The 22979-nt window shown below is 67.3% G+C and carries 24 protein-coding genes; 12 read left to right on the forward strand and 12 right to left on the reverse strand.

What is annotated here, in order from left to right:
* Window positions 1-82: 82 nt before the first annotated feature.
* Together hflX and dapF are read right to left on the reverse strand one after the other, a co-directional pair.
* Window positions 83-1573 carry a GTPase HflX gene (hflX, locus tag E1263_RS33800; RefSeq protein ID WP_132174897.1) on the reverse strand — a complete coding sequence of 497 codons (1491 nt, stop codon included), beginning with the start codon at window positions 1571-1573 and terminating at the stop codon, window positions 83-85.
* Window positions 1574-1633: 60 nt separating this feature from the next.
* The gene (gene dapF, locus E1263_RS33805) at window positions 1634-2497 is read right to left on the reverse strand and encodes a diaminopimelate epimerase (RefSeq protein ID WP_132174899.1); all 864 of its coding nucleotides are present in this window, start codon (window positions 2495-2497) and stop codon (window positions 1634-1636) included.
* Window positions 2498-2521: 24 nt separating this feature from the next.
* Here dapF and E1263_RS33810 point away from each other — a divergent pair, with 24 nt between their 5' ends.
* The gene (locus E1263_RS33810; protein WP_132174901.1) at window positions 2522-2779 is read left to right on the forward strand and encodes a hypothetical protein; all 258 of its coding nucleotides are present in this window, start codon (window positions 2522-2524) and stop codon (window positions 2777-2779) included.
* Here the strand turns inward: E1263_RS33810 and menC are convergent.
* From menC to E1263_RS33825, 3 genes are read right to left on the reverse strand one after another with little or no spacing between them, the layout of a single operon-like run.
* On the reverse strand, window positions 2769-3878 hold the full coding sequence (gene menC / locus E1263_RS33815; protein ID WP_132174903.1) for an o-succinylbenzoate synthase: 1110 nt from the start codon (window positions 3876-3878) through the stop codon (window positions 2769-2771). The two genes, E1263_RS33810 and menC, sit on opposite strands and share 11 nt — an antisense overlap.
* A gap of 12 nt (window positions 3879-3890) precedes the next feature.
* Window positions 3891-4538, reverse strand: coding sequence for a MurR/RpiR family transcriptional regulator (locus E1263_RS33820; RefSeq protein WP_132174905.1), 648 nt, complete (start codon window positions 4536-4538; stop codon window positions 3891-3893).
* Window positions 4535-5203, reverse strand: a complete 669-nt coding sequence (locus tag E1263_RS33825; protein WP_132174907.1) for a GNAT family N-acetyltransferase — start codon at window positions 5201-5203, stop codon at window positions 4535-4537. The genes E1263_RS33820 and E1263_RS33825 overlap by 4 nt, the downstream gene beginning before the upstream one ends.
* Window positions 5204-5311: 108 nt before the next feature.
* Between E1263_RS33825 and E1263_RS33830 the strand changes: the two genes are divergently transcribed.
* The gene (locus tag E1263_RS33830) at window positions 5312-6418 is read left to right on the forward strand and encodes a M20/M25/M40 family metallo-hydrolase (protein WP_132174909.1); all 1107 of its coding nucleotides are present in this window, start codon (window positions 5312-5314) and stop codon (window positions 6416-6418) included.
* 483 nt (window positions 6419-6901) lie between these two features.
* Here E1263_RS33830 and ggt read toward each other — a convergent pair whose 3' ends face one another.
* The 4 genes from ggt to miaA all read right to left on the reverse strand — a co-directional run bounded on the left by ggt (window position 6902) and on the right by miaA (window position 11114).
* Window positions 6902-8773 carry a gamma-glutamyltransferase gene (gene ggt / locus E1263_RS33835; RefSeq protein WP_202869182.1) on the reverse strand — a complete coding sequence of 624 codons (1872 nt, stop codon included), beginning with the start codon at window positions 8771-8773 and terminating at the stop codon, window positions 6902-6904.
* Window positions 8774-8875: 102 nt separating this feature from the next.
* Complete coding sequence (locus E1263_RS33840) at window positions 8876-9562, reverse strand: hypothetical protein (protein ID WP_132174911.1); 687 nt, start codon at window positions 9560-9562, stop codon at window positions 8876-8878.
* 48 nt (window positions 9563-9610) lie between these two features.
* Window positions 9611-10129, reverse strand: a complete 519-nt coding sequence (locus E1263_RS33845; RefSeq protein ID WP_132174913.1) for an RNA polymerase sigma factor — start codon at window positions 10127-10129, stop codon at window positions 9611-9613.
* Window positions 10116-11114 carry a tRNA (adenosine(37)-N6)-dimethylallyltransferase MiaA gene (miaA, locus tag E1263_RS33850; RefSeq protein WP_132174915.1) on the reverse strand — a complete coding sequence of 333 codons (999 nt, stop codon included), beginning with the start codon at window positions 11112-11114 and terminating at the stop codon, window positions 10116-10118. The genes E1263_RS33845 and miaA overlap by 14 nt, the downstream gene beginning before the upstream one ends.
* Window positions 11115-11274: 160 nt before the next feature.
* Between miaA and E1263_RS33855 the strand changes: the two genes are divergently transcribed.
* The 3 genes from E1263_RS33855 to E1263_RS33865 all read left to right on the forward strand — a co-directional run bounded on the left by E1263_RS33855 (window position 11275) and on the right by E1263_RS33865 (window position 12398).
* Window positions 11275-11502: a hypothetical protein gene (locus tag E1263_RS33855; RefSeq protein WP_132174917.1), complete on the forward strand. Its 228-nt coding sequence runs from the start codon at window positions 11275-11277 to the stop codon at window positions 11500-11502.
* A gap of 106 nt (window positions 11503-11608) precedes the next feature.
* Window positions 11609-11866, forward strand: coding sequence for an antitoxin (locus tag E1263_RS33860; RefSeq protein ID WP_238161787.1), 258 nt, complete (start codon window positions 11609-11611; stop codon window positions 11864-11866).
* Between the two features lie 67 nt (window positions 11867-11933).
* Window positions 11934-12398 (forward strand): NUDIX domain-containing protein, encoded by a 465-nt coding sequence (locus E1263_RS33865; protein WP_165956838.1) that lies wholly within the window; start codon window positions 11934-11936, stop codon window positions 12396-12398.
* Here the strand turns inward: E1263_RS33865 and E1263_RS33870 are convergent.
* Window positions 12370-12825, reverse strand: coding sequence for an NUDIX hydrolase (locus tag E1263_RS33870; RefSeq protein WP_165956839.1), 456 nt, complete (start codon window positions 12823-12825; stop codon window positions 12370-12372). The two genes, E1263_RS33865 and E1263_RS33870, sit on opposite strands and share 29 nt — an antisense overlap.
* Window positions 12826-13177: 352 nt before the next feature.
* Here E1263_RS33870 and E1263_RS33875 point away from each other — a divergent pair, with 352 nt between their 5' ends.
* The gene (locus E1263_RS33875; protein ID WP_132174923.1) at window positions 13178-13627 is read left to right on the forward strand and encodes an NUDIX hydrolase; all 450 of its coding nucleotides are present in this window, start codon (window positions 13178-13180) and stop codon (window positions 13625-13627) included.
* A gap of 114 nt (window positions 13628-13741) precedes the next feature.
* Window positions 13742-15541, forward strand: a complete 1800-nt coding sequence (locus E1263_RS33880; RefSeq protein WP_132174925.1) for a laminin G domain-containing metallophosphoesterase family protein — start codon at window positions 13742-13744, stop codon at window positions 15539-15541.
* A 111-nt stretch (window positions 15542-15652) separates the two neighbouring features.
* Here the strand turns inward: E1263_RS33880 and E1263_RS33885 are convergent, their stop codons facing one another.
* Together E1263_RS33885 and miaB are read right to left on the reverse strand one after the other, a co-directional pair.
* Complete coding sequence (locus E1263_RS33885) at window positions 15653-16318, reverse strand: phosphotransferase (protein WP_132174927.1); 666 nt, start codon at window positions 16316-16318, stop codon at window positions 15653-15655.
* A complete protein-coding gene (miaB, locus tag E1263_RS33890; protein ID WP_132174929.1) occupies window positions 16315-17793 on the reverse strand; it encodes a tRNA (N6-isopentenyl adenosine(37)-C2)-methylthiotransferase MiaB in 1479 nt (492 codons plus the stop codon). The genes E1263_RS33885 and miaB overlap by 4 nt, the downstream gene beginning before the upstream one ends.
* Window positions 17794-17894: 101 nt before the next feature.
* Between miaB and E1263_RS33895 the strand changes: the two genes are divergently transcribed.
* From E1263_RS33895 to E1263_RS33915, 5 genes are all read left to right on the forward strand, one after another.
* Window positions 17895-19424: an amidohydrolase family protein gene (locus tag E1263_RS33895; protein WP_132174931.1), complete on the forward strand. Its 1530-nt coding sequence runs from the start codon at window positions 17895-17897 to the stop codon at window positions 19422-19424.
* A gap of 146 nt (window positions 19425-19570) precedes the next feature.
* Window positions 19571-20299, forward strand: coding sequence for an amino acid ABC transporter ATP-binding protein (locus tag E1263_RS33900; RefSeq protein ID WP_165956840.1), 729 nt, complete (start codon window positions 19571-19573; stop codon window positions 20297-20299).
* Window positions 20300-20349: 50 nt separating this feature from the next.
* Window positions 20350-21273 (forward strand): glutamate ABC transporter substrate-binding protein, encoded by a 924-nt coding sequence (locus E1263_RS33905; protein ID WP_132174935.1) that lies wholly within the window; start codon window positions 20350-20352, stop codon window positions 21271-21273.
* Window positions 21274-21349: 76 nt separating this feature from the next.
* Window positions 21350-21997, forward strand: a complete 648-nt coding sequence (locus E1263_RS33910) for an amino acid ABC transporter permease (protein WP_132174937.1) — start codon at window positions 21350-21352, stop codon at window positions 21995-21997.
* Window positions 21997-22878, forward strand: coding sequence for an amino acid ABC transporter permease (locus E1263_RS33915; protein WP_132174939.1), 882 nt, complete (start codon window positions 21997-21999; stop codon window positions 22876-22878). The genes E1263_RS33910 and E1263_RS33915 overlap by 1 nt, the downstream gene beginning before the upstream one ends.
* The last annotated feature ends 101 nt before the right edge of the window (window positions 22879-22979 follow it).

The following is a 22979-nucleotide window of genomic DNA, read 5'->3' on the forward strand; positions in this document are numbered from 1 at the left end:
GGCGGGGAGTGGGCGTAGCTGACGCGGGGGACAGAAAACCCCCGAGGAGATGCTCCTCGGGGGTTGTTCTTCTACAAACTGCTTAAGCCGGAGTTACCTCGTACGGCGTGAGGTCGCCGGCCAGGGCCGGGTGGACTCGCGCGGTGACGCGGGTGCCGTCGGCGGTGTGTTCCAGGTGCTCGACCGAGCCTTCGGAGTGGATCCGGGAGACCAGGTCGCCGCGGCCATAGGGCAGCAGCAGCTCGAGGGCGATGTGCGGTTGCGGCAGTGCGCCTTCGAGGTACTCGCGGAGCTTGTCCATGCCTTCACCCGTGCGGGCGGAGACTACGAAGGCGCGCGGTTCGCGGGCCAGGATCGGCGCCAGGTCCATGGCGTCGACGGCGTCGGCCTTGTTGATCACGATGATCTCGGGGACGTCGAGGGCGTTGATCTGGCCCAACACCTCACGGACCGCGTGGATCTGCGACAGCGGATCCGGGTGCGAACCGTCGACCACGTGCAGCAGCAGGTCGGCGTCGGCCACCTCTTCCAGCGTCGAGCGGAAGGCCTCGACGATGTCGTGCGGCAGGTGCCGGACGAAACCGACGGTGTCGGTCAGGGTGAAGACGCGGCCGTCGGCCGTCGTGGTGCGGCGGGTGGTCGGGTCCAGGGTCGCGAACAGCGCGTTCTCGACCAGGACGCCGGCGCCCGTGATGCTGTTGAGCAGCGAGGACTTGCCCGCGTTGGTGTAGCCCGCGATCGCGACCGAGGGCACCAGGTTGCGGCGACGCTCCTGGCGCATGGTCGACCGGGTGGTCTTCAGCTCCTTGAGCATCCGGTTCAGCTTGGCGATCTTGGTGTTGATCCGGCGCCGGTCGGTCTCGATCTTGGTTTCACCAGGACCACGACCACCGATACCGCCACCATCCGCGCCGACCCGTCCACCGGCCTGGCGGGACAGGTTTCCACCCCAGCCACGCAGGCGCTGCTTCATGTACTGAAGCTGGGCCAGCTCGACCTGCGCCTTGCCTTCCTTGCTCTTCGCGTGCTGCGCGAAGATGTCCAGGATCAGCGCGGTTCGGTCGACCACCTTCACCTTGAGCTTGTCTTCGAGGTTACGCAGCTGCGAAGGGGCCAGCTCACCGTCGGCGATCACCGTGTCCACGCCCAGGGCCGCGACCAGCTCGCGCAGGTCGGCCACCTTGCCGGAACCGATGAAGGTCGCGGCGTCCGGCTTCTTGCGGCGCTGGATGACTCCGTCCAGCACCTCGGAACCGGCGGTCTCGGCGAGCAGCTTCAGCTCGGCCAGCGAGTTCTCGGCATCCTGCGCGCTGCCTTCGGTCCAGACGCCGACCAACAGCACCCGCTCGAGCAGCAGCTTGCGGTACTCGACCTCGCTGATGTCGGTCAGCTCGGTCGACATGCCGACGATGCGGCGCAGCGCCTGGCGCTCCTCGAGCTCCAAGCCCTCGGTGTTGCCTTCGCGCTCGTGGTAGTCGTCGTGACCCGTCAACGAAGCGCCGGAGTCATCGCCCTGAATCAGGTCGGTTTCGACGTCGGAGGTCTCTTCGTATGCGTTCGATTGGGTCGTCATATACCTTCCATGTTGGCACGGGCCACCAGTACAGGCGACCCGATTACCTCCGTCAACGCCTCAGAGAGCGTCTGAATTCCCGTTCAGCCAGGCGCGGTCGAACTCTCCGCGGGCGTGCAGGACGGCCGGACCGGTCAGTTCCAGGTGGTTGTCCGCGCGCCAGGTGACCGTGACTTCACCGCCCGGTACGCCGACTCGGTAGGTGACTGGGAGTGCCTGACCAGCTTGTTGCGCCGCTGCCACGGTCACAGCGCAGGTGCCGGTGCCACAGGAGCGGGTCTCGCCGGAGCCGCGCTCGTGGACGCGCATATCCACGTCGTACGGGCCGCGTCGTACGACGAACTCCAGGTTGACGCCGTGCGGGAACGCCTCCTGCGGGGACCAGCTCGGCTGGTCGCAGAGGTTGCCGGGCTCGGACAGGTCGTCGATGAAGGCCACAGCGTGCGGGTTGCCCATGTCGACGTGCAGAGCGGGCCACTCGTGCCCACTGGCCTGTACGACGATGCTGTCGGGCCCGGGGAGCGTGGGCTCGCCCATGTCGACCGTGACGGTGCCGTCGTCGTTCTGGACGACCTCTTTGACGCCTGCGCGCGTTCCGACGCGGACTGGCTTGTCATCGATCAGACCGGCGTCTGCGAGGTACCGGACGAACACGCGGACCCCGTTGCCGCACATCTCGGCGATGGACCCGTCGGCGTTGCGGTAGTCCATGAACCAGTCGCCGCCGTCCTCGACGTACCGCTGGCTGGTGCCCTTGAGCACTCGGAGCACGCCGTCTGCTCCCAGACCGGCGTGGCGGTCGCAGAGAAACCGCACCACAGCCGCGTCCAGCTCCCCGTGGATGGTGCCATCGGGGTCAGGGAGGATCACGAAGTCGTTCTCCGTGCCATGGCCTTTCAGCCAAGGGAAAGTGGTGCCGGTCATGCGGTCATCGTACGGTGTGGGGTTATGGAGCTGATCGCCTACTTCTGGGAGCAGGAGGACGCCGACACGGTCGCTGCGCGGCTGGAGGGCACCGTACGGCGGGAGCGGTTCCACGGGGAGGACGACGACGAGGACCACCCATGGGTCGTCGTACTGCGTGATGTGGACCGCGCTGCGCTGGATGCGCTGCTGGCTGAGTACGACGGGTGGCTGGAGGTCGACGAGCCAGTGGTGGTCGCGCCGCCTCCCTTGCCCAGTGGGCCCAAGCGGTTCAAGAAGTGAGCTCTATGGTCGCCACTGCGTTCTGAGCGATGAACGCCGTGTCCACCTCGTGCCCCAGCCCAGCCGCAGTCGGCACCCGTACGGCGCCCTGCGTAGCCGTGACGGGTGGAGTGATGACGTCCTGCGTGTAGTACTTGGCGGAGGCCGAGACGTCGGACGGGAGTGAAAAGCCCTGGAGGCTGGAGAGCGCTACATTCGCGGCCCGGCCGATGCCGAACTCGTGCATGCCACCACACCAGACCGGGATGCCGGCGCTGTGCGCGCGGTCGTGGGCGGCGCGGGCCGGGGTGAGGCCGCCCATCCGGGAGACCTTGATGTTGAGAACGCGGAGAGCTTTGAGAGAGAGCGCTGTCTCGAGATCTTCGACGGTTTCCACGCTCTCGTCGAGGCAGATCGGGGTCGCGATCTCGCGTTGCAGGTTGGCGTGAGCGAGCAGGTCGCGGGGCGCGAACGGCTGCTCGATCATCGTCAGGTTGAACTCGTCGAGCGCCTTGAGCTGGTCCGACTGCGCCTCGGTGTAGATGCCGTTGGCATCGACATGAAGATCCAGATCGGGGTGCGCGGCGCGGACCGCGCGGACCGGTTCGACGTCCCAGCCGGGCGCGATCTTGAGCTTCACGCGCGGGTAGCCAGCGGCGAGGTGTCGCTCGACCTCGGTCAGTAGCGCATCGATGGACGGCTCGATGCCGAGCGAGACACCGGCCACGACCTCCGTGCGGGTCCCGCCGAGGGCGTCGGCCAGTGGGACACCGGCGGTGGTTGCCCAGAGCACCCATCCGGCCGTGTCGAAGCCGGACTTGGCGAACTGATTGCCGCGCACCTTCGCCCACAACTGTGCCAAATCCTCGGGCCGGTTCCAGTCCTTGCCGAGGATCGCGGGCACGAGATAGCGCTCTGCGATGTGCCAGCACGACTCGACCGTCTCGGGTGCGTAGTACGGGTCGGACGGCGAAGCGATCTCGCCCCAGCCCACCGCGCCGGACGCATCGATCAGCTCGACCAGGATGTGGTCGAGCATGCTTTTGCCGTGCGAGCTGGTCCGGAACTCGTGCACCAGCGGCAACCGGACCCGATGCAGGCGGGCTGCGACGATCTTCATTGATGGTTCCTCTCAGGTGACGTACAGGCCGAGCTCGGTGTTCAGGCGATCGCGCTCTCCCAAGCGGCGCCGGGCGCCCTTGGCGCTGGCCGTGGTCAGGGTCGCGAGCACGTGCAGGACGGAGACGATGACCGTCGGCGAGTCCACGTACGACGCGCTTCCCGTCGCCACGTAGATGCACTGATCCGCGACCGCGGCCAGTGGCGCGTCCTCGAAATCGGTGACGACGACCAGCTCGCCGCCGGCCGCCTTGAAGGCTTTGGCGATCTCGACGGTGTCGCGCCGGTAGCGGCGCAGCGAGAACGCGACCATCAGGTCGCTGGAACGGACATCGGACAGTACGTCGACCGCTCGCACGACGGTGCCGTCGACGAGTGTCACCTGGGACAGGCCGGCGCTCAGGTCGAAGGCGAGCAGCGATGCGTAGGAGAACGATTTCGCCGAGCCGACGACGAACCGGCGCCGGGCCGCGACGATCCGGGCTGCGGCTTGCGCGATCGCGTCGTCGGCGAGGATCTTGTCGAGCGCTTCCTCGATCGAGGCGCGCTCCTGCTCGATCACGCGCCGCTGCAACATGGTCGACGACCGCCGTTGCAGCCGGGCGTCGTACCGGTCTTGGGGGCTGGAGAGTTCGCGGTTGCGCTGTTCGTCGCCGGTCATGCAGGAGATCCAAACAGGTACGACGACGTCTTGTCGTCGTCGCGGTGGATCCCGGTCGCGACCAGGCCCATGGCGAGCAGCTCGGCGAACTCGTCGCGGACCCGGGCGATCACACGATCGGTGACGGACGCGCGGTCGGCCGGCACGGGGATCTCAGCGACAGGAGCGCGGCCGGCGGACGACTCTTGGGTGAGGTTCCAGTCGACGACCAGGCGGTCGGTGCCGGGGCCGTAGAGATCCGGGGCGTACCAGCGGGCTTGGGCGCCGAGAACGTTGAGATTGAAGTGCGCGTTGCGGACCTGGAACGGGTCGTAGGTCCAGCGCATGTGAGTCATGCCGCTGGCCAGGGCGACGTCGCGCTGGGCGTACTTGAGCATCCGGCCGAGGCCGCGGCCTTGCAGGTCGGCGGCGACGACGGCTGACTGGGAGTAGTGGTAGAGAGCGCTCTTCGATGTTCCCGGGAAGCCGTAGGCGAAGGCGACCAGGCGGTCGGTCGCGTCCAGGATGCCGATCGTGGAGCCGCCGTTCTTGGCGAGGGCGGCGAGCAGGCGCGGATTCAGGCCGTGGTCCGGCTCTTGGTAGCCGAACACCTCGCGGTACAGCGCGGCAGCGTCGGCGTACTGCGCCGGGGTGTCCAGTGAGACCGCTCGGAAGTCGTCGGACACGGCGCGCCCCTCTCGAAGATACGGAACGGATCATGTCCGTCGTCTGAGTAGAACTCGCTCCTACCGCGGGAGTCAATCCTCGACCGAATGGTGATACGTTCCGTATTTATGAACCTGCCGCTCATGATGGACCGCCTGCGCAGCTACGTCGAAGACGAGACGCCGACCGGCGATGCGCCCGCGCTGAACGCGTTCGCCGACCGCCTCGTGCACCGGTACGCCGAACTCGGGGGCACTGCTCGCCGAGTCGCGGCGGCGACCGGGGATCACGTGGTCGCCGATTTCCCCGGCCGGGGAGCGCTCTCTGATGCCGCTCCGGTGCTCTTCCTCGCGCACCACGACACCGTGTGGCCGGTCGGGCAGCTAGCCGGCGCGATGCCGTGGCGGGTCGAGGACGGGGTGATCCACGGACCGGGGGTGTTCGACATGAAGGGCGGGCTGGTGATCCTGGAGAGCGCTCTCGGAGCTGTTTCTGAGGCGGATCATCGGCCGGTACGGGTGATCGTGGTCGCGGACGAGGAGGTCGGTTCGCCGACTGCGCGGGAGTTGGTGAAGGCGGAATCCGCTGGCGTGGTCGCGGTGTTCGGGCTTGAGCCCCCGCATCCGAACGGCGATCTGAAGACCTCGCGCTGGGGCAGCACGCGGATCCGGATCACCGTCACCGGGCGGGAAGCGCATGCGGCGCTCGACCCAGAGAGCGGTATCTCGGCGATCGACGAGCTCGTCGACCAGCTGATCGCGGTTCGTAAGGTCGTTGCCCAGCACAACCATGTTCTGTGCAACGTAGGCACGATCGAGGGCGGCGGGCGGACGAACGTGGTCGCCGGTTCGGCGTGGTCCGATGTCGGGTTCCGCTTCGTCGACCCTGAGACCGAGGCCGCCGTACTGGCTGCTGTGACAGCGCTGCCTGCTGTGCGTGATGGGGCCGTGGTCGAGGTGAAGGTGATGTCGAACCGGCCGGCCTGGCAGCCCTCCCCTGCCACCGATGAGCTGCTGGCGAAGGTCGCTGCGGCCGGGGCGGAGATCGGTCAGCAGGTGGGCGGTGCGGCCGCCGCAGGTGCCGCGGACACCAACCTGACCGGCTGGCTAGGCCTCCCCACCCTCGACGGCCTCGGCCCGGTCGGCAAGGGCGCCCACGCAGTCCACGAACAAGCAATCGCGGCGACCCTGACGGAACGAGCCGCCCTGGTCGCCGCCATCCTGCGGACTATCTAGCATCCGAGCTGTCTAGTCCGCGCGCTCCCAGCTCCGCCGTACCGACGCACTTTGAGCACCCATCAACCATTTCGACGCGCTCCGCATGGTTGGTGGATACCCAAAGATGCGCCACGTGCCCAAAGGTGGGTCGCGTGCCCAATGGTGGGTCGGCTGCTCTTTGGGGGCGGAGTGCGACTTTGGGTACCTGCCAACCATCGTGCCGCGGTCTGGATGGTTGGTGCGTACCCAAAGATGCGCCACGTGCCCAAAGATGCGCCGCGTGCCCAAAGGTGGGTCGGCTGCTCTTTGGGCACCTGGAACAATCCCCAGCACCGCCGTACCGAAGACGCGTGTTCAGCGGGCGCGGCCTTGAGCGCGGTGCGACTGCTTCGAGGCGGACCGCCAACACTCACCAACCTGTCCCGCGCCTAGTCCCGCACGCTCAGGCGAGCGCGGAAACTCTTGTCGCAGCCACTTGGTGAGTGAGGGCGGTCCGGTTCGTCAGCGGGTGGTGGGCCAGAGTTGGTGGACGGTGCCGGCGGAGCCGCCGCCTCGGCGGACGGGTTCGGCGGCGGCGAGGTAGCCGCCGTTGGGGAGGAACTCGAGGGCGGCCACGGCGCCGATTTCGGCGGCTGAGGTGAGGGCGTCACCGGCCGGGACGAGCGTGTGGCCGTAGGGCTTCAGCGCGGCGCCGTAGGCGTCGATGAACGCGGGCTCGGCGGTGACGGCGGCGGTGTTGCGCTGGGAGGCGCGAGGTGCGGCCACTGCCTCGGGCAGCGTCATGTTGCGGTCGAGGCGGTTCGTCAGCGTCTGCAGGACGGTGGTGATGATGGTCGATCCGCCGGGCGAGCCGAGGGCCAGGAACGGCTTGCCGTCGCGCAGCACGATCGTCGGCGACATCGATGAGCGCGGCCGCTTCAGCGGCTGGATGCGGTTCGGGTCAGCGGCGTTGTAGACAGCGGAGAAGTCGGTGAGCTCGTTGTTCAGCAGGAAGCCACGGCCCGGAACGGTGATGCCGCTGCCGCCGGTCTGCTCGATGGTCAGCGTGTACGAAACAACGTTGCCCCACTTGTCCGCGGCCACGAGATGCGTGGTCGAAAGGCCCTCGGTGTCCGGGCCTTCCTCGGTCCGGGTCGTTCCGCCACAGGCCTCGTACTTGCCGTCCGGCACACCCGGCTGGAGCGGCTTGACCGAGGCCTTGGCCGGGTCGATCTGGCAGGAGCGCTCAGCACCGAAGCCGCGCGACAACAGCTCGTTCGTCGGCACGTTGATGAAGGCCGGATCGCCGACATAGGCGCCGCGGTCCGCGAAGGAGAGCGCCGATGCCTCGAGGTAGCTGTGCAGCGCCTGCGGGGTCGACTGCTTGCTCAGTTGCAATGGCGCGAGGATGTTCAGCGCCTCCCCGACCGTGGTGCCACCGGACGAGGACGGCGCCATGCCGTAGACATCCACGCCGTCGTACCGGACCTTGGTCGGGGCGCGGTCGATCACCTTGTACTTCGCAAGATCCGCCGTGGTCAGGTGACCCGGCATGACCGGCAGGGTCGCGCCCGGCGCCTTCGGCGGGTTCTTGACCGCGGCCTCGATCTCACCGGCGAGTTTGCCGCCGTAGAAGGCCGGCAGGCCCTTCGTGCCCAGCAGGCGGTACGTGTCGGCCAGCTCGGGGTTCTTGAAGACCGTCCCGACCTGCGGCGCGTCACCACCAGGCAGGAACAGCTTCGCGGTCGGCGTGATCGCCGAGAACCGCGCCTTGTTGTCCAGCGTCTGGCTGCGGAACGTCGTGTCGACAACGAAGCCGTTCTGCGCCAGATCGGCGGCCGGCTTCAGTGCCTTGCCCAGCGACAACGTGCCCCACTGCCGCAATGCGCGGTCCCACGTGGCCGGCGTACCGGGGATGCCGACGGAAACCCCAGACGTGACCAGATCCGGGAAGAACTTGTACGGCGCTCCTGTCGCGGGGTCGATGAACGCGTTCGACGGCATCGCGGCCGGTGCGGTTTCGCGGCCGTCGATCGTCAGCACCTTGCGCTGCTTGGCGTTGTAGTAGACGAAGTAGCCGCCACCGCCGACACCGGCGGAGTACGGCTCGGTGACGCCGAGACCCGCGGCGGTCGCCACGGCGGCGTCGACCGCGTTACCGCCCCGGCGCAAGACGTCCAGGCCGATCTTCGTCGCATCGGGGTCGACCGAGGCGACAGCACCGCCGTACCCGATGGCTGTTGGGTACTTCGTCCGGCTCGGCGTCGCGTCGTGCGACAGCTCCGGGGATGGCTTCGGTGACGGCTTTGGTGGGTTGGCGGCGGCGGCGCCGCTCAGACCGAATCCGGACAGGACGAGAGCACTCGCGGATAACGACGCGACCAGCTTCTTCACCGGGTCTCCAAGAGCTCAGGCGGCAGGGAACAGCCCTTGCCTATCCCGAACTCGCCCCGGGCGCCAGTCAAAAGGCGGATCCGGCCCAGATCAGTTGCCGGATCAGTTGATCGTGCAGGACCCCAGGAAGCGGCGCAGAGTGTCGTCGTTCCAGGCTTGGCCGCCCGTTGGAGCCTCGACCACGAGCCACTGATCGGCCAGCTTCACCTGGCCGGCAGGCCGCCCGGCCAGCGTCCCGAAGTGGAACGTCTTGCCCTCCGAGGTGACCACCCGCACCGTATCCAGGCTCAGCGCGGCCGCGCGGCGCTCGATCACCACCTTCGTGGCGACCTCAGCCGTCCGCATCTCGGGCTGCGCCAGCACGACCCGACTGGCAGCGATCGGCTTCTCGGGGGCCCAGCCCACCGGAGCGAGCGTGCAGCCGATCGTGTTCCAGGACTGCTGGTTGGCGGCGAGCTCGACGCCACCGGAGTACAGCGACATCGTGCCGTCAGCGACCTTCGCGCTCGGATCGGTCGATCCGGCCGGAGCCGGTACTGAGGTCGACGGCTCGCTCGCCCCGCCGGCGACCGGCGCATTGCCGCTCCCCCACCACTTCACCTGATTGCCGAACGCGAGCACGGCGGCCGACGCCGCGGCCACGCACAGCACCCCGGTCACCCGGCGGCGCCGCTTGATCCGGCGCAGTGCCCGCCGCCCGCGCGCGACATCCGCGTCGATATCCGCCGGCGGCAGCCCCGTGGCCGCTCCATCGGCGAATCCCTCCAGCAACTTCTTGACCTCGTCCACTGCTCCGTCTCTCCTCCCCATCCAGATTCTTGTGGTCCGGACGGGACGTCAGCCACTCCCCGTTGCCTGATCCGGCTGTTCGTCGGTCATCAGGTCCTTCAAACGCTTGAGAGCCTTGGCGGTTTGGCTCTTCACCGTTCCCTCCGTGCACTCCAGGATCCGCGCACACGTCGCAACATCGAGATCCTGGAAATAGCGCAGTACCAGGACCGCGCGCTGGCGGGGCGCGAGCTCCAGCAACGCCCGGCGGACGGCGATCGTGTCCGCCGGATCGGTCTCGTCGGCCAGTCTCGGCTCGAGCGTGTCGGCGGTCACCACCTCAGGGTGGCGGCCGGCCCGGCGGCGCTCGTCGAGGAACGCGTTCACCAGAATGCGGTGCGCGTACGGCCCGGCGCCTTCATGCCGGATCCGGTGCCAGTGCACGTAGACCCGAGTACAGGCGGTCTGGACCAGATCCTCCGCGGTGTACGAATCCCCCGCGGTCAGCAACAGCGCCGTTCGCATCAGTCGGGTGCGATCCGCGAGTAGATACTCACGGAACTCCGCCTCACGGTCACCCCCTCGCATCGACAGCCCCGCCTCGGTCCGAGGATCCAGTGGGGGCGATTTCTACCCCATCTACGCCGTCGGCACCCATTCGGTTGCCTACAGCCAGGACATCGATCGCCTTGTCCAGCAGGGCGGAATCGTCGTACCGGAGCCAGGTGATCCGCGGATCCTTGCGGAACCAGGAATCCTGGCGGCGCGCGAACCTCCGCGTCGACTGCGCCGTCCGCTCGCGGGCCTCGGCTTCGTCGATCTCGCCGTTCAGCAACGCGATCACCTGGGAGTAGCCGAGGGCGCGATTCGCGGTGCGGCCTTCGAGGAGACCGTGGTTGAGGAGCTCGCGGACCTCGTCGACGAAACCTTCCTCGAACATGCGGTCCACTCGACGGCCGATCCGCTCATCGAGCTCGGGGCGCGGGACATCGAGACCGATCTGTACGGCGCCTTGGTAGACGTAGCGGTGGTCGGGAAGTGTGGCGCTGTACGGCGCGCCGGTGATCTCGACGACCTCGAGGGCCCGGACGATCCGGCGGCCGTTGCTGGGGAGAATCTGGGCTGCCGCTTTGGGGTCTTTCTTGATGAGCTTCTGGTGGAGAGCGCCGGACCCGACGTCTTCCAGTTCGGCTTCCAAACGCTCCCGTACGGCGGGGTCGGTGCCGGGGAAGGTGAAGTCGTCGAGGATCGCACGGACGTAGAGCGCGGACCCTCCGGCCAGGACCGGAACCACCTGCCTCTTCGTGCAATCGTCGATGGCAGTCCGGGCGAGGTGCTGGAACTCGGCCACGGTCGCGGTCTCGGTCACATCGAGAATGTCGAGCAGATGATGCGGTACGCCGGAACGCTCGGCCGGCGTGATCTTCGCCGTACCGATGTCCAGGCCGCGGTAGACCTGCATCGCGTCCGCGTTCACGACTTCGCCGCCCAGGCGCTTGCACAGGGCAACGGACAGGTCGGACTTGCCGGCCGCTGTAGGGCCGACGACCGCGACGACGAGTGGTTCGGCCATCGCTCCAGTGTGACAGTTTTTGCGCCCGGCCTTCTGCAGGGGTCCACGGGAGCGATTTCAAGTCTGTGCCAAGAGGCCGGGGGTGACCTTGTGGATGACCCTCTGCGGCAGGTAGACCTGCAGGCAGTTGGCAACACCGGATTACGGGAGGAAAGTAGCTGTGACGAATCCGTTCGAGGGAGAGTCCGACGCGGCCAAGGACGCGTTGGGCCTGGGGGACGACGAGCTGGACGCTGCCAAGCGCAGCGGCGGTGACGTCGAGCTCAAGAAGAGTGGTGGCGATGTCGAGCGCAGTGGTGGGGATGTCGAGTCCGGCGGCGACGTGGAGTCGGGCGGCGATGTCGAATCGGGTGGCGGAAGTCAGGACTCCGGCGGCGACGTCGAGTAACAACCGCTGAATTCCTGTCCGACAGTTCGCGGCGGTCCTAGGAGTTCAGGCCCGGTTGGTGTAATCATCTACCGCTAGCTGTCAGTAAGCAGTTCACTACGCAGGAATGGGAGCCCCTGAGATGGGCATCTTCGACAAGTTCAAGGACAAGGCCGAGGACCTGAAGGACAAGGCCGGCGACCTCGTCGATCAGCACGGCGACAAGGTCGGCGCGGGTCTGGACAAGGCCGGTGACTTGGTCGACGAGAAGACCGGTGGCAAGTACGGCGACAAGATCGACCAGGGTATCGACAAGGCCAAGGACGGCCTCGATGGCCTCGACGGCCAGAACGACGACATCCCGGACGCGAACAAGCCTGCTTGATCACGTCTTTCATGAAGGGCCGCGAGCATCACGCTCGCGGCCCTTTCGTCGTTCCGGGAGGAAGCCGATGAGATCCAGCCGGTTGATGACGTCGTTGTTCCTCGTACGTGACGACCAGGTGCTGCTGCTGTATCGCCGTGGGTCCCGGGCGATCGCCAACTCCTGGGTCGGGATCGGCGGCCATCTCGAACCCGATGAAATGAGCGACCCGGCGGCCGGCGTCGTACGGGAACTGGAAGAGGAGATCGGGGTTGGCGCGGACCAGATCTCAGGGCTTGCGCTGCGGTACGTGTCGTTGCGGGACACGGGCGCGGAACTCCGGCATACGTACTACTTCACGGCTGCGCTGGGGCGCGACGTACGGGTTCCTTCGTCGTGTGCGGAGGGCGATCTGCGGTGGTTTGACCTCACGATGGATCCGGCCGAGCTGGAGATGCCGCCAACTGCGCGGGTCGCCCTCGCCCACTGGCTGCGGAGTGGCCGCCACGATGACGGCCTCCGGTTCATCGCGCTAGGTGCCCCGCTGCTTTGAGGTGGTTGAAGAGGGCTTGGTTGTAGGGGTTCATGGGTGGGAGCGCCTGGGGGTTGACGAATGCCAGGGCGAGGGTTTCGTCGTTGGCGGGGTTGAGGTCGCCGGACCAGGATTCGGCTCGGTAGGTGAGGGAGATCGTCTGCACCTGATCGCCGTTCGGGTAGACGATGAAGCAGTCGGGGCCGGAGCGGGCCGACAAAAGCGTCAGGCCCTCGGCCGTTAGGCCGGTCTCCTCGTGGAGTTCGCGGCGAGCGGCGTCCTCAAGGTGCTCCCCCGGCTCGACACCGCCGCCGGGGATGCACCAGGTGCGGTCGTCGGACCGCTGCTGCAACAGGACCTGTCCGTCGTTCCAGACCAGTACGCCGACAGCCGCGCCCGTCAAGGTTTCGTGCCCGACCAGCCGTCGCATCCGCTCGATGTAACCCATCCCAGCAGGGTAGGCCGCGCCCGAAGGCCGCCCCCCTTTGAGCACGCAGCGCATCTTTGTGTACGTACCAACCACGCGGAGCCCGTCTAAACGGTTGATGAGTACTCAAAGTCGGGGGTTGTGCCCAAAGTGAGCGTTCGCGCCCAAAGAGCGGCCGACCCACCTTTGGGCGCCCGGCGCATCTTTGAGCACGCAGCGCATCTTTGTGTACGCACCAACCACGCGGAGCCCGGCGAAACGGTTGATGGGTACTCAAAGTCGGGGGTTGTGCTCAAAGTGAGCGTTTACGCGCGGAGCCTGAGCTGAGGTGGTGCGCGGGGTGGGTGTCGGTGGGGGTGGTTAGGGTCGGGGGATGGATCGGTTTCGGGTGGTACCGGCGGCTTATGTGGTGTTGCGGCGGGGGGACGAGGTGTTGATGATGTTGCGGGCCAATACCGGTTATATGGATGGGTATTGGGCGGTGCCGGCGGGGCATGTCGAGGCTGAAGAGTCGGTGCTGGAGGCCGCGGTGCGGGAGGTGCGGGAAGAGGTGGGGGTGGAGATCGCGCCGGAGGACCTGGTGCCGGTGACCGCGATGCATCGGACGGGCGGGAACGGGGATCCGATTGATGAGCGGGTGGACTTCTTCTTCACGACGTCGCGGTGGACGGGTGAGCCGCAGTTGATGGAGCCGGGGAAGGCTGCGGGGCTGGAGTGGTTCGCGCTGGACAAGTTGCCGGATCCGACGGTTCCGCATGAGGCGCGGGTGCTGGCGGGGATCGACAGCGGGCTCCCTGCGGTGATCGCGGAGGGATTCCACTGAGTTCGCTTTGGTGACTCGGTGTGCGTTGGTCCAGGGTTTTGGGTGCGTTCATTGTTGTTTGGTTGCTGCGGTTTAGTGTTCGCTGCGGAGTCAGGTAGCGAGCTGGAGGCGGCAATGAATGACGGAACGAGTCGGCGGCGGCTGTTGCAGGCGGGAGCGCTTGGGGCGGGGGCCGTGGTTGCGGGTGGCGCGCTGAACGGCGGCGAGGCGGTGGCCGGCACGTCGTCGTACGGGGGGCGGGTTGATACCGAACACCCGCGGTTCACGGTGGCCGTCGTACCGGACACGCAGTATCAGTTCGACCAGGATCGGGGGGACTCGGCGCCGCTGACGGCGACGTTCGAGTATCTGGTCGAGCAGCGGTCGGCGGAGAACCTGGTGTTCGTGGCGCATCTGGGTGATGTCGTGGAAAACGCGCTGGCGAGTGAGTTCGCGCAGGCGGATCCGGTGTTCAAGGTGCTGGATCGGGCGCGGATGCCGTATTCGGTGCTCGCCGGGAACCACGACATCGACGGGTCGAAGGACGACAGTCGCGGCGATACGCCGTACCTGCGGACGTTCGGGCCGCAGCGGTTCCGGCGGATGGCGACGTACGGCGGTTCGACGGCGAACGGGTACAACTCGTACCACGTGTTCCGCGCGGCCGGGCGGCAGTGGTTGCTGCTGGCAATGGATTGGCGGCCGTCGGACGCGAGCTTCGCGTGGGCGCGGTCCGTCATCGCGGCGCATCCGAAGCTGCCGGTGATCCTGACGACGCACGAGCTCGTGTACGCCGATGGTGGCGTCGCCGAGCTGAGCGATCACGGCAACCGGGTGTGGGATCAACTGGTGAAGGGCAACGACCAGATCTTCCTCACGCTCAACGGGCACTTCTGGCCGTCCGGGCGGCTCACGCGGCAGAACGCGGCCGGGCATGACGTGCATTTGCATCTGGCCAACTACCAGGACCGGTACTACGGCGGTTCCGGGATGGTTCGGCTGTATCACTTCGACCTGGCGCGGAACACGATCGATGTCGAGACGATCGCGCCGTGGGTCCTCGGACAGGACCCGGCTCGGCGCAATGAGCTGGCCGAGGGCGAGATCGAGCTGACCGACGACGTCAATCGGTTCAGTGTTCCGATCGACTTCGAGAAGCGGTTCGCGGGGTTTGCGCCGGTGGCGGTGCGCCCGGCGCGGCCAGCGAAACAACTCGTGATTCCGGGGACGGCGGCGTACTGGCGCTTCGACGGGCCGGTGAGTGGGCAGGTCGTTGACCAGTCTGGTCAGGGGAATCATCTGACGCGCGTGCAACTGGGCGGGGACGCGCCAAGCACGTCGGCGGAGTTCCACCCGGAGCAGCCGGGGCACGCGAGCTGGATGTTCCCGGGTGGGAAGAATCCGGCGCGCGGCGGGTACCTGAAGACGGCTGACAACGCGCCGCTCAACAAGGCGACCTTCCGCGGTGGGTACACGATCGAGGCGTTCGTGAAGCTGGCGGACGACGGTCAGGATCATTCATGGGAAGGGCTGATCTCGCGGCTCGGGACCGGGCGGGATGCCGGTAAGACGGGCGACGATCCGGACGAGCCGGTGGTCAAGCTCGGATTCTCGGGGGGACGGCAGGTGCAGTGGGCGGTCTACCCGCTGGATCGCAACACCACGTTCACCAACTGGGGCCACGAGCAGGTCGCCGGGCAGTGGTTCCATCTCGCGATCGTGAACGATGGACGGCACAGCACTGTGTACGTCGACTCGTCGGAGCTGCTGCGGAATCCCGCGACGCCGTCGAGCGGCCTGGCGACCGTTGGCAAGCCGTGGCTGATCGGCGCCGGTCACTATGACAACACCGTCGACCAGGGGTTCGCCGGGCACATCGGTGAGGTGCGGATCGTGAGTCGCGCGCTGAAGCCGTCGCAGTTCTTGAACGCCTAGACGGACGCCCATCACCCACTAACGTCGCCCGGACTGGCCCGGCCACGCTCAGCTGAGCGTGGAACAGCGGCTTGGAACGAGGTTAGTGGGTGATGCAGGTCCGCTTGCCGATCAGAGCAGGCTGCGGATGAGCGCTTCCTGGGCTGGGAGGAGCGCTTTTTCGGCGGCGGTGAGGGTGATGTTGTTGCTGCGGGCATCTAATGCGGCGCGGAGGCCCGGGGTTGGGTCGATCGAGTTCGCCAGGTAGGCGGCGAGGGCTTCGCGCAGCAGCGGGGAGAGGCCGGCCCACGCGGGGTCGAGGGCTACCTGGGCGAAGATGACCGCAGTCATGGCGATGTCGAACTCGGCGGTGCCCTCTTCGGCGTTGCGCCAGTCGATGACGATCGGGCCGGCGTCGGTGGCGATCACGTTGTACGGGTGCAGGTCGCCGTGGACAACCACGAGCCCCGGGGTGCCGCTCGGGGCGGGGATCGCGTGCAGGCGACGGTGCAGGTCTGCGTGCAACTCCCCCAGCCGCATCGCATCGAGGTCACCGGCGATCGCAGCGTCGGCCAGCGTAGGACCGGTGAGCCGCTCGATCACCATGTCGGCGCCGTCGATCTCCCGTACGGCGGGCACCGGGTAACCGAACTTCGCCACGTGCCGCATGAAGTCGGCCTCGTCGCGCACCGGATAGCCGTCCCGGTATCGCCGGACGACCCAGTCGTCGTCCAGCGCGTAGACATCCGCATCCCGCCCAGCCGCGAAGGGTTCGGCGTCGGGCGGGAGCAAGGTCATGCGATCGAGCAGCCGCCGACCGCGGGCTCGAGGGGTTTGGCGCCGATGGTGGGCATGCCGAGCAGGACGCCGGGGGGCGCCGAAGCGGGCGGCGCGTCCTGGAGGCGTTCCCAGGCGTCGCCGGCGCGGGTGCGGCGGATGGAGCCGAAGGTGTCGGCGACCAGGTGGTGCGGGGCCGCGTAGGTGACCTCGACGGTGGCGAGGTCTCCTGGACGGGGGGCCTCGACACCTTCCGGGAGGGCGAAGTGGACGAGGCGGTTGTCGCGGGCGCGACCGCTCAGGCGGTGCGTGGCGGCGTCCTTGCGGCCTTCGCCTTCAGCGACGAGCACCTCGACGGATCGGCCGACGATGCGCTTGCTCTCGGCCCAAGCCATCTCGTCCTGCAGGGCGACCAGCCGCTCGTAGCGTTCCTGCACCACGGCGCGCGGAACCTGGTCCTCCATCGACTCCGCCGGCGTACCGGGGCGTTTGGAGTACTGGAAGGTGAAGGCGCCGGCGAAGCGAGCTTCGCGGACGACGTCAAGGGTGCCTTGGAAGTCTTCTTCGGTCTCACCGGGGAAGCCGACGATGATGTCGGTGGTGATCGCCGCCTCCGGCATCGCGGCGCGCACGTCTTCGATAATGCGCAGGTAGCGATCACGACGGTACGAGCGCTTCATTGCCTTCAGCACGCGGTCCGAACCGGACTGCATCGGCATGTGCAGCGAGGGCATCACATTTGGCGTCTCGGCCATCGCCTCGATGACGTCGGCGGTGAAGTCGCGCGGGTGCGGCGAGGTGAAGCGAACCCGCTCCAGCCCGTCGATCTGCCCGCAGGCACGCAGCAGCTTCGAGAACGCGTAGCGGTCGCCGAACTCCACGCCGTACGAGTTCACGTTTTGACCGAGCAGCGTCACCTCGAGCACGCCCTCGGCGACGAGCGCCTCGACCTCGGCGAGCACGTCACCCGGGCGGCGGTCCTTCTCGCGGCCGCGCAGCGCAGGGACGATGCAGAACGTGCAGGTGTTGTTGCAGCCGACACTGACCGAAACCCAGGCCGAGTACGCCGACTCGCGCCGCGTCGGCAGGGTCGACGGGAACACGTCGAGCGACTCGAGGATCTCGACCTGCGACTCCTCGGCGATCCGGGCGCGCTCCAGCAGCACCGGCAGCGAGCCGATGTTGTGGGTGCCGAAGACGACGTCGACCCAAGGCGCCTTCTTGGTGATGGTCGCCTTGTCCTTCTGGGCCAGGCAGCCACCGACCGCGATCTGCATCCCGGGCCGCTTGGCCTTCACCGGCGCCAGGTGGCCGAGGTTGCCGTACAGCTTGTTGTCGGCGTTCTCCCGGACGGCACACGTGTTGAAGACCACGACATCAGCTTGGTCCTCGGACGACGCGCGGACATAGCCCGCGTCCTCCATCAGGCCGCGCAGCCGCTCGGAGTCGTGGACGTTCATCTGGCACCCATAGGTGCGGACCTCGTAAGTACGCATAACAGTCACCAAGAGTACGGCGCGAAGTAGACAAATCCCTACCGGGGACCGACGGGGCTGCACCCCTGACGCCGGTCGCGCGGCAGATAATAGTGAGAGGCATGAACAGTTCCCGCCGTCAGTTCCTCGCCCGCACCGCCGCCGGAGCCGCCGTGATCGCCGCCGGATCCTTCACCGCGACCCCCGCGCTCGGCTCCCCGCGCAACCTCACCGCGTTCACCGGCGCCACCGTGATCGACGTCGCGACCGGTCGCCGCCAACGACACCAGACCGTCCTGATCGCCGGTGACCGGATCGTCGGGGTCGGCCGGTTGCCGATCCCCCGCGGTACGACGGTCATCGACGCGACCGGCAAGTACGTCGTACCGGGTCTGGCCGACATGCATGTCCACAGCCTCGGGGATGAGCACGTCTCTCCCCCGCTCTATCTGGCCAACGGATTGACCACCGTTCGTGAGATGGCTGCGACGGACCCGGTCGTCTACGACTGGCGGGACCGGATCGAGGCCGGGACCCTGCTCGGCCCGCGGATGGTCGTGGCCAGCCAGATCATCGACGGCGACCCGACCCTGTGGGACCCGAACCTGCTGCACGTCCTGGTCGTCGACACCCCCGCCGAGGCGCGCGCCGCCGTACGGCGGGTGCACGGTGAGGGCGCCGATTTCGTCAAGGTCTACTCGCGGCTGAACCGGGCGTCGTACTTCGCGATCATCGACGAGGCTCGCAAACTCGGCCTGACCGTGCACGGCCACGGGCCGGACGAGGTCACCACCAAGGACGTCAGCAAGGCCGGTCAGCGCAGCATCGAACACATCCATTCGCTCGGCCTGTCGGTCTCGACCCGCGAGGCCGACGTGCGGCGGATGATCAGCGAGATCAACGTGCAGACCGGCGACTACAACGCGTGGTTCCGCCAGATGCATCCCATCGAGTGGATCGCCGCGAACACCTACAGCAAGGCCCGTGCCGCGGACGTCTTCGGCACGCTGCGCCGCAACAACACCCGGGTGACCCCGACGCTGGCCATGCACCGCGTGCTCGACCAGATCGACTACACCCACCTCGATCCGAAACTGGCCAAGTACCTCAGCCCCGACTCGATCGGCACCTACGACTACGTCATCCAAAACCTGTACGGCGCCAATCGCACCGCCGAGGAAATCTCGCACCAGCGCGAGATGTGGGCTTGGCGCAAACACTTCGTCCGCGAACTGCTCGCGCACGACGTACCGATCCTGGCCGGCACCGACACCGGAACGCCGTACAGCGTCCCCGGCTTCGCCCTGCACGACGAGCTCGAGCAACTCGTCACCGCCGGCGCCACCCCGAGACAAGCCCTGTACGCCGCCACTGCCGAGCCTGCACGGTTCCTCGGGCTCGGCGCCGATCTCGGTACCGTCGAAGCGGGCAAGATCGCGGATCTCGTCGTACTGGATGCGGACCCGCTGACCGATATCCGCAACACCCGGCGGATTCACTCCGTAGTCACCCGCGGACGGGTTCTCGGGCCGGCGGTGCGGGCGAAGATGCTGGCAGATGTGGAGGCCGCCGTACAGGCTCCGGCATCGGCGCTAGCACTTCCTGCAGGTGGTTGCTGCGGGTCGGCCGGTTCCGGACACTCACGCGCATGATCGTGCTCAGCGTGATGGTTCAGTCACGATACGCGCCGGTTCATTGCAGATCGTTACCACCACGGAACCGATCGACGATGCGACGGCACCCCGGCCTCCAGTAGGTTCTGGCCATGAGCGATTCCGGCACCTTGACGCAAACGGGTCTGGTGGCCCTCACCGGCGTCAACAAACATTTCGGCGAACTGCACGTCCTGAAGGACATCAACCTGTCCATCGCCAAGGGCGAGGTCGTCGTGGTGATCGGCCCGTCCGGGTCCGGCAAGTCGACGCTCTGCCGCGCGATCAACCGGCTCGAGACGATCGATTCGGGCACCATCGAGCTGGACGGCCAGCCGCTGCCGAGCGAGGGCAAGTCCCTGGCGACGCTGCGGGCCGACGTCGGCATGGTGTTCCAGTCCTTCAACCTGTTCGCGCACAAGACGATCCTGCAGAACGTCACGCTCGGCCCGCTGAAGGTCCGCAAGATGGACGCGAAGCAGGCCGAGAAGCGGGCCTTGGAACTGCTGGAGCGAGTAGGGGTGGCCAGCCAGGCGTCGAAGTACCCGGCGCAGCTGTCCGGCGGCCAGCAGCAGCGCGTCGCCATTGCGCGAGCGCTGGCGATGGACCCCAAGGTGATCCTCTTCGACGAGCCCACGTCGGCGCTCGACCCGGAGATGATCCAGGAGGTCCTGGAGGTGATGATCGACCTCGCCAAGCAGCAGATGACGATGGTCGTGGTCACGCACGAGATGGGGTTCGCCCGCAGCGCGGCGAACCGGGTGGTCTTCATGGCCGACGGCGAGATCGTCGAGCAGGCCGACCCGGAGAGCTTCTTCACCAACCCGACCTCTCGGCGGGCTCAGGACTTCCTGGGCAAGATCCTCAAGCACTGACTTCCGCCCGCGGCCGTACCCAGCAATCCACACATCAAAGGGGAACCTGAATGAGAATGCGTCACCTCGTCGCCGGCCTCGGTGTCGCGGCGCTCGCGCTGACCGCGACCGCCTGCGGTAAGGAAGAGCCCGGAGCAGCAGGGGGCGGCAACAAGGCCGCATCCGACTCCTGTGGCACCCTGCACAAGTTCACCACCGCTTCCGGTGTGGACGTGGCGGGCAGCCCGGCCTTCGCCAAGATCAAGACCCGCGGCAACCTGATCGTCGGCGTCAAGGCCGACCAGCCGAACCTCGGCTACAAGGATGCCGACGGCAAGCGCTGCGGCTTCGACATCGAGGTCGCCCGGATGGTCTCGGCCGGTCTGGGCCTGGACCCCGACAAGATCGAGTACAAGGAGATCCCGTCGGCCAACCGTGAGACGGCGATCGGCGGCGGTGAGATCGACTACTACGTCGGCACCTACTCGATCACCGACAAGCGCAAGGCGCTCGTCTCCTTCGCCGGCCCGTACTTCGTCGCCGGTCAGGACCTGCTGGTGAACAAGGCCGACACCTCGATGGACGCCGGCAAGACCGCCCTCATGGGCAAGAAGGTCTGCTCCGCGAGCGGCTCGACCCCGATCCAGCGGGTCAAGGACGAGAAGCTCACCGAGGCCAGCAACATCTCGGAGTTCAAGACCTACTCCGAGTGCGTCTCGCAGCTGCTCGACAAGAAGGTCGACGCCGTCACCACCGACGACGCGATCCTCAAGGGCTACGCGGCCACCGCTCCGGACCAGCTCCGGGTCGTCGGCAAGACCTTCAGCACCGAGAAGTACGGCATCGGCCTGCCGAAGGACGACAAGGCGCTGCGCGACCAGGTGAACACCATCCTGGAGAAGTCCGCGACCGACGGCACCTGGAAGTCCATCTACGACGAGACGCTGGGCAAGTCCGGCTCGCCGGGCACCCCGCCGGCTCTCGAGAAGTACTGATCAACTCCCCGGCCGCGGCGTCCTCATCGGCGCCGCGGCCGGGCTCTGTACGAGGCCAAGTACGAGGAAGGTCGCGATGCTCTCGGTTCTCACCGACAACTGGGATCTGTTCCGGGACGGATTCTGGCTGACGATCAGGTTGTTCCTGGTCTCCGCCGTGCTCAGCATGGTGCTCGGCACCGTCCTGGGTGCGTTCCGCGTCTCCCCGGTCCCGGCGCTGCGCGCCGTCGGCACCGGCTACGTGAACACTTTTCGGAACACTCCGCTGACGCTGGTCTTCGCCTTCCTGTTCTTCGGCGCGGCCAAGATGGACCTGGCGCTGCCGTCGCCGTACTGGACGGCCGTCGGCGCGCTGACGATCTACACCTCGGCGTTCGTCTGCGAGGTGGTCCGCTCCGGCATCAACACCATCTCCCCCGGTCAGTCCGAGGCCGCCCGCGCCGTCGGTATGACGTTCTTCCAGGTGCTGACGCTGATCGTGCTGCCGCAGGCGTTCCGGGCCATCGTCCCGCCGCTGTCCAGCGTGTTCATCGCACTGCTGAAGAACACCACGATCGCGGCCGGCTTCTCGGTCGTCGAGGCCGGCTCCATTCCGGCCGCGATGTCCGAGCGGAGCGAGAACCAGTTGCTCACGCTGATCTGGATCGCGATCGGCTTCCTGATTCTCATTGTCCCGCTGATGTTCCTGCAGCGGTGGGCCGAACGACGGACGGCGGTGGCCTGATGAGCTCGGTGCTGTACGAGGTTCCCGGCCCCCGCGGCAAGACCCGCAACCGGGTCTCCAACATCGTCGTGGTGCTCGCGCTGGTCGGCGTGGCCGCCTGGCTGATCAACCGGCTGTACACCCATGGCCAGTTCGAGGGCCGGCTGTGGCAGCAGTTCCAGTACTCGTCGATCCAGGAGCAGCTGCTCACCGGTCTGCTCAACACGCTGCGGGCGGCCGGACTGGCCGCCGTACTCGCGCTGCTGTTCGGCGCAGTCTTCGCCGCGGCGCGGATCAGCGACCACAAGTGGGTCCGGGTGCCGGCGACGTACGTCGTCGAGCTGTTCCGGGCGATCCCGCTGCTGATCCTGATGTTCTTCTTCTACTACGCGAACATCCAGTTCCACTGGGGCCTCGGCCCGTTCTGGGCGGTCGTGTTCGGTCTGACGCTGTACAACGGCTCGGTACTCGCGGAGATCTTCCGGGCCGGGATCGCCGCCGTACCGAAGGGGCAGCGCGAAGCGGCGTACGCGATCGGTCTGCGCAAGAACCAGGTCGTCCGCCTCGTCCTGCTGCCGCAGGCGATCAGCGCGATGCTGCCGGCGATCGTGTCCCAGATGGTCGTGCTGCTGAAGGACACCGCGCTCGGATTCATCATCACCTACGCCGAACTGCTGTACGTCGCCAAGCAGATGGGCGGCCGGTTGCAGTACGGCTTCCCGTACATCCCGACGTACATCGTCACCGCGATCATCTACATCGGCCTGTGCTCGCTGCTGTCGATGCTGGCCAAGTACCTCGAAGGCCGCTCGAGGCGCCGCCGCAAGATCACCGGCGCACCGCCGCCACTGCCGATCGCCCTCGACTCGGGCGTCGGTCCCGGCGGAGGCGCAGCCGCCTGAACACCCGAAGGCCCCCACTCATCACGAGTGGGGGCCTTCGTCGTACTGAGCCTCTTCCCCCGCGTCGGCTACGCCCGCTCCTTCGTCGCGTGCTACGCCAA

Source organism: Kribbella antibiotica, assembly GCF_004349055.1.
In the GTDB taxonomy this organism is placed as follows: domain Bacteria; phylum Actinomycetota; class Actinomycetes; order Propionibacteriales; family Kribbellaceae; genus Kribbella; species Kribbella antibiotica.